This window comes from Lysobacter sp. (assembly GCF_035655815.1).
Lineage (GTDB): Bacteria > Pseudomonadota > Gammaproteobacteria > Xanthomonadales > Xanthomonadaceae > Lysobacter_J.
This window is the reverse complement of the sequence record NZ_DASRTS010000033.1, coordinates 24,584-30,583: the sequence shown is the minus strand read 5'-3', so window position 1 is coordinate 30,583 and position 6,000 is coordinate 24,584. Positions and strand designations below refer to the sequence as shown.

The following is a 6,000-nucleotide window of genomic DNA, read 5'->3' as shown; positions in this document are numbered from 1 at the left end:
CCCGCCACTATAAGGCGGCGAGCCCCGCGTTCCCGCGTGGTGCCATCGCGACCCGGAGCCCCGCAGCCCGATGGCCCTCGCGATTACGTCAGCCGTAGCGCCATATGCCCGCGACAACCCCTGCTTCGCGGGCTTGGCGGCGGCGACGGCACATCCACGCAGGCGCCCTTCCGTTCTCCTCCGCGGCCGCAGGTGTCCGGAGGGCGGATGGGGAGAAACCCATCGCCGCGGTACCCGGGCCTGAGCTTTCCGTCAGCCTGTTCCGTGCCTGAGCGTGCCCAGGTCGATCACGAAGCGGTAGCGGACGTCGGAGCGCAGCATGCGTTCGTAGGCCTCGTTGATCTGGTCCATGCGGATCAGTTCGATGTCCGAGGCGACGCCGTGTTCGGCGCAGAAGTCGAGCATCTCCTGCGTCTCGCGGATGCCGCCGATCATCGAGCCGGCCAGCCGGCGGCGCTTGCGGATCAGCGAGCCAGCCGACACGACCTCCGGCGCCTCGGGAATGCCGAGCAGGATCATCGTGCCGTCGACCTTCAGCAGGTTGAGGTAGGCGTTGTAGTCGTGCGGCGCGGACACCGTGTCGACAACGAAGTCGAACCGCATCGCGTGCGTCTTGAACACGGTGCCGTCACGCGTGGCCGCGAAATCCTTCGCGCCCAGCGCGATCGCGTCGTCGCGCTTGGATTCGGACGTGCTGAGCACGGTCACTTCGGCGCCCATCGCCGCGGCCAGCTTCACCGCCATGTGCCCCAGCCCGCCCAGGCCGACCACGGCCACGCGGTCGCCCGGCTTCACGCCGAAGTGCTTCAGCGGCGAATACGTGGTGATGCCCGCGCACAGCAGCGGCGCGGCGCGATCCAGCGGCAGCGCGGTGGGGATGCGCAGCACGTAATCCTGGTCCACGGTGATCTGCGTCGAATAGCCACCGAAGGTCGGACGGCTCTTGTCGAAGCGGCGATCATCCGGATTACGCTCGTAGCTGTTGTACGTGCCGCTCATGCCGAAGTCGCAGTACTGCTGCTCGCCCGCGTTGCACGACGGACACTGGCGGCACGAATCCACGAAGCAGCCCACGCCGACGGCTTCGCCGACGCTGAACCGCGTGACCTGCGCGCCGACCCGCGACACGCGGCCGACGATCTCGTGGCCGGGCACCATCGGGAATATCGCGCCGCCCCACCCATCGCGCGCCTGGTGGATGTCCGAATGGCAGACACCGCAGTACAGGATGTCGATGAGCACTTCATGCGGGCCGGGCTCGCGTCGTTCGATCGTGAACGGGACCAGCGGCGAGGCCGGATCGAGGGCGGCGTAGGCAGGTGTCTTCAGCATGGATCGGGGGCGCGATGGGATGCGGTCAGTCTATTCGTGCACCTGCGCCCGCACTGTGCGCGATGCGGGCAACGCAGCGTGCCAGCGCTGCAGCGTGCGGCGCCGTGCGCTAATCTTTGCGCCCCGCAAACATACCGGAGCCGGCCATGCCTTCCTTCGACATCGTCTCCGAAGTCGATCGCCACGAACTCACCAATGCCGTCGACCAGGCCAACCGCGAACTGGGCACGCGTTTCGACTTCAAGGGCGTGGACGCGAAATTCGCGCTGGAGGACGAGGTGATCACCCAGTCGGCACCCAGCGAGTTCCAGCTCAAGCAGATGAACGACATCCTGCGCGCACGGCTGATCGCACGCGGCATCGACGCACGCTGCCTGGAATTTGGCGACGTCGAGACCAACCTGGCCGGCGCGCGGCAGAAGATCACGGTCAAGCAGGGCATCGAGCGCGACCTGGCCAAGAAGATCCAGGCCGCGATGAAGGAAGCCAAGCTCAAGGTCGACAGCCAGATCAACGGCGACAAGCTGCGCGTGACCGGCAAGAAGCGCGACGACCTGCAGGCCGCCATCGCCCTGCTGCGCGCGGCCGAGTACGAGCGCCCGCTGCAGTTCGACAACTTCCGCGACTGATCGCGATGTCCGTGGACGACCCCATCGCCGCGACGCGCCTGTGGCTGGAGCGTGCCGTGATCGGGCTGAACCTGTGCCCCTTCGCCAAGGCGGTGCACGTCAGACAGCAGGTGCGTTTTGCGCTGAGCACCGCGACCACGCCGCAGGAACTGCGTAACGACCTGGAGGCGGAACTGACGCGCCTGGCCGCGACCGATCCAGATGTCATCGGCACCACGCTGCTGGTGCATCCGCGCGTGCTCACCGATTTCCTGGATTACAACGAGTTCCTGGACGAGGCCGATGCGCTGGTGGCCTCGCTCGGGCTGGAAGGCGAGATCCAGGTGGCGAGCTTCCACCCGGACTACCGCTTCGCGGGCACGGCCGACGACGACATCGGCAACTTCACCAACCGCTCGCCCCACCCCACGCTGCATCTGCTGCGCGAGGCAAGCATCGACCGCGCGGTGGCGGCCTATCCGGATCCCGACGTGATCGTGGAGCGCAACCTGCGCACCCTGGAGCGCCTGGGAGTGGACGGCTGGCGGCGGCTGTTCGCGGACTGAACCTTCGCCCGGCCACACACTCCGCACGCGCATGCTGTCGCGCGGTCGTCGCGCTGTGGCATGTTGCTGTTCCCACGTCGCGACCGGAGTCCGCCATGTCCGAACATACCGCCTCGATCCGCTGGACCCGCAACGGCCAGGCGTTCGATTACGAGCATTTCCCGCGAGACCACGACGTCCGCTTCGAACGCGGCCAGCACCTGACCGGCTCGGCGGCGCCTGCGTATTTCGGCAGCGCGCAGGGCGTGGATCCGGAAGAGATGCTGGTGGCTGCGCTGTCTTCCTGCCACATGCTGACGCTGCTGGTGGTCGCCGCGAAGAAGGGCTGGACGGTCGATACGTACGAGGACGATGCCGTCGGCACGCTCGGCAAGAACGACGAAGGCCGTATGGCCGTCACGCATGTCACGTTGCGACCGCGCATCACCTTCGCCGGCAAGACACCGGACGCCACGGAACTGGCGAAGCTGCACGAGTCGGCGCACCGGAACTGCTTCATCGCCAACTCGGTGAAGACGGAAGTGGTGGTTGAGCCGCGCTGAGCGGCCGACCAGCCATTCACTCCCTCTCGTCATTCCCGCGAAGGCGGGAATCCAGTGTCGTTGCGGCTTCGCGTCCGGTGTGCGACTGCGTGCATGCCCAGTGTGTCGTTGGTGAAGCGCGTAAAGTCGCTGGATTCCCGCTTTCGCGGGAATGACAGACCAGTGAGGCGGGGGCCACCGGGGCGCTTCGGCCTTACCCAGGCTACGAAGCTGCTACATCGCCAATTCGGTGAAGACGGAAGTCGTGGTGGAGCCGCGCTGAGCGGCGCCGACCAGCCATTCACTCCCTCTCGTCATTCCCGCGAAGGCGGGAATCCAGTGTCGTTGCGGTTTCGCGTCAGGTCTGCGACTACGCGCATGTCCCTGTGTGTCATTGCTGAAGCGCGTAAAGTCGCTGGATTCCCGCTTTCGCGGGAATGACGAACCGGTGATCGGGCCCAAGCGCGCCCGGTCACTTGGCCTTTAGATTGGCCTTTAGAGGATGTACCGGCTCAGATCCGGATCCTGTACCAGTTCGCCCAGGTGCTGGTCGACGTACGCACGGTCGATGCGCACCGACTGTCCGCCGCGGTCGGGCGCCTCGAAGCTCAACGTGTCGAGCAGGCGCTCCAGCACGGTGTGCAGGCGGCGCGCGCCGATGTTTTCCTGGCGCTCGTTGACCTGCGCGGCGATCTCCGCAAGCCGGTCCACGGCATCGTCGGTGAACTCCAGCCCCACGCCTTCGGTACGCAGCAGTTCGACGTACTGCGTGGTCAGCGCGGCCTTCGGCTCGGTGAGGATGCGCACGAAGTCGTCCTTGCTCAGTGCCGACAGCTCCACGCGGATCGGGAAACGGCCCTGCAGCTCGGGAATCAGGTCGCTGGGCTTGGCCAGGTGGAAGGCGCCCGAGGCGATGAAAAGGATGTGGTCGGTCTTCACCGGCCCGTACTTGGTGCTCACCGTGGAGCCTTCAACCAGCGGCAGCAGGTCGCGCTGCACGCCTTCGCGCGAGACGTCGCCACCGCCGACGTTCTCACCTCGTTTGGCAACCTTGTCGATCTCGTCGATGAAGACGATGCCGTGCTGCTCGCACGCTTCGATAGCGGCCTCGCGAACGTCATCCTCGTTGACCAGCTTGCCGGCCTCCTCCTCGATCAGCTGCGCACGCGCGGTGCGGATTGCCAGCGTCTTCTTGTGGGTCTTGGCGCCGGCCACCTGCGAGAACATCTGGCGCAGCTGCTGGCCCATTTCCTCCATGCCCGGCGGCGCCATGATGTCCACGCCGACGTTCACCGCGGTCTCGATCTCGATCTCGCGATCGTCCAAGGCGCCGGCGCGCAGTTGCTTGCGCAGCTTGGCGCGCGTCTCGTTGTCCTGCGCGGACGGTTCGTCCTTCGCCTCCTCGGCTGCATTGAAGCCGAACACGGTCGTCGCGCCCTGCCGGCGCGGCAGCAGCGCATCCAGGATGCGCTCCTCGGCGCGCTCCTCGGCCTGCGTGCGGACGCGCTGCTTGGCCTGCTCGCGATACAGCTTGACCGCCGTGTCGGCCAGGTCGCGCACGATCTGCTCCACGTCCTTGCCGACGTAACCGACCTCGGTGAAACGCGTGGCTTCCACCTTCACGAACGGCGCATTGGCCAGCGTGGCCAGGCGGCGCGCGATCTCGGTCTTGCCGACGCCGGTGGGACCGATCATCAGGATGTTCTTGGGCATCACCTCGTTGCGCAGTTCATCGGGCAGCTGCATGCGGCGCCAGCGGTTGCGCAACGCGATGGCGACGGCGCGCTTGGCGGACTGCTGGCCGACGATGTGCCGGTCGAGTTCCTGCACGATCTCGCGCGGCGTCATGGTGGCGTTGGAGGTGTCGGGTTTGATGGGCATGTGGGAATTGGAAATCGGGAATAGGGAATCGGGAAGCCCGGACAATGGGAGGTGGAAGGGAGCGTCGGCGCCTTGCGCCTCTACGATTCCCTATTCGCCACTCTCCATTCCCGGCATCAGAGTTCTTCCACCACCACGTTGCGGTTGGTGTAGATGCACACGTCGCCGGCGATGTTGATGGCTTCCGTGGCGACGGTGCGCGCGTCCAGCTGGGTATGCGCGAGCAGCGCGCGTGCGGCCGACAGCGCGTACATGCCGCCGGAGCCGATGGCGATGATGCCGTCCTCGGGCTCGATGACGTCGCCGGTGCCGCTGATGATCAGCGAGGTTTCCCTGTCGGCCACCGCCAGCAGCGCCTCGAGCTTTCCCAGCCGGCGCTCGGTGCGCCAGTCCTTGGCCAGTTCGACCGCGGCGCGCGTGAGCTGCCCGTGCTTCTCGAGCTTGGCTTCGAACAGTTCGAACAAGGTGAAGGCGTCCGCGGCGGCACCGGCGAAGCCGGCCAGTACCTGGCCCTCGCGGCCGAGGCGGCGCACCTTGCGCGCGTTGGCCTTCATCACGGTGTTGCCGAGAGTGACCTGACCATCGCCTGCGACGGCGACGCGGCCGTCACGGCGCACCGACACGATGGTCGTGGCGTGGAATACGTGGGGATTCTGGCTCGGATCCATGCGACCTCCGGGGGAATGCCCTCTTGGGTGGGGGCTTGGAGGAGGCGGTTCAAGCCGCGCGGACCGCGGCCGCGGCGCGTGCGGCTACAGCTTGGCGTTCTTGGGGCTCTCGGGTGCCGGTTCGATGCCCCAGTCCAGGTACCAGTCCTCGCCCCGCAGCTCCGCCGGATGCATCACCCGGCCCGAGCCGTTGCCGCAGGCCAGCGAGTCCGCGGGACAGTAGCGGTCGCAGCCCCAGCAGATGCGTTCGGGGTGCTTGGGATTGAGTGGGAACTTCTTTGCCATCGTCGTGAGCGGCCGCCGTGGATGCAGTCACGCTAACGGTGCCGCTCGGTGAGTCACTTGATCTGGGGCAAGCCGAACCGGACCGGCACGCGCGAGCCCGCAAGGCGCGGCTCGCGACGGATCGATGTTCATCGCGCAG

7 protein-coding genes are annotated in these 6,000 nt (G+C 66.8%); 3 read left to right on the top strand and 4 right to left on the bottom strand.

What is annotated here, in order from left to right; translation table 11 throughout:
- Positions 1–252: 252 nt before the first annotated feature.
- A complete protein-coding gene (locus VFE83_RS09275) occupies positions 253–1,332 on the bottom strand; it encodes an NAD(P)-dependent alcohol dehydrogenase (protein WP_324905356.1) in 1,080 nt (359 codons plus the stop codon).
- 146 nt (positions 1,333–1,478) lie between these two features.
- Here VFE83_RS09275 and VFE83_RS09270 point away from each other — a divergent pair, with 146 nt between their 5' ends.
- The 3 genes from VFE83_RS09270 to VFE83_RS09260 all read left to right on the top strand — a co-directional run bounded on the left by VFE83_RS09270 (position 1,479) and on the right by VFE83_RS09260 (position 3,048).
- A complete protein-coding gene (locus VFE83_RS09270; protein WP_324905354.1) occupies positions 1,479–1,961 on the top strand; it encodes a YajQ family cyclic di-GMP-binding protein in 483 nt (160 codons plus the stop codon).
- A 5-nt stretch (positions 1,962–1,966) separates the two neighbouring features.
- Positions 1,967–2,506, top strand: a complete 540-nt coding sequence (locus tag VFE83_RS09265) for a DUF1415 domain-containing protein (protein ID WP_324905352.1) — start codon at positions 1,967–1,969, stop codon at positions 2,504–2,506.
- A 95-nt stretch (positions 2,507–2,601) separates the two neighbouring features.
- Positions 2,602–3,048 carry an OsmC family protein gene (locus VFE83_RS09260; protein WP_324905350.1) on the top strand — a complete coding sequence of 149 codons (447 nt, stop codon included), beginning with the start codon at positions 2,602–2,604 and terminating at the stop codon, positions 3,046–3,048.
- 474 nt (positions 3,049–3,522) lie between these two features.
- On the opposite strand, the gene hslU is transcribed toward VFE83_RS09260, so the two are convergent.
- The 3 genes from hslU to VFE83_RS09245 all read right to left on the bottom strand — a co-directional run bounded on the left by hslU (position 3,523) and on the right by VFE83_RS09245 (position 5,861).
- Positions 3,523–4,908: an ATP-dependent protease ATPase subunit HslU gene (hslU, locus tag VFE83_RS09255; RefSeq protein WP_324905348.1), complete on the bottom strand. Its 1,386-nt coding sequence runs from the start codon at positions 4,906–4,908 to the stop codon at positions 3,523–3,525.
- 116 nt (positions 4,909–5,024) lie between these two features.
- Positions 5,025–5,576, bottom strand: a complete 552-nt coding sequence (gene hslV, locus VFE83_RS09250) for an ATP-dependent protease subunit HslV (RefSeq protein WP_324905346.1) — start codon at positions 5,574–5,576, stop codon at positions 5,025–5,027.
- Between the two features lie 84 nt (positions 5,577–5,660).
- The gene (locus VFE83_RS09245; RefSeq protein ID WP_324905344.1) at positions 5,661–5,861 is read right to left on the bottom strand and encodes a DUF3079 domain-containing protein; all 201 of its coding nucleotides are present in this window, start codon (positions 5,859–5,861) and stop codon (positions 5,661–5,663) included.
- Positions 5,862–6,000 lie beyond the last annotated feature (139 nt).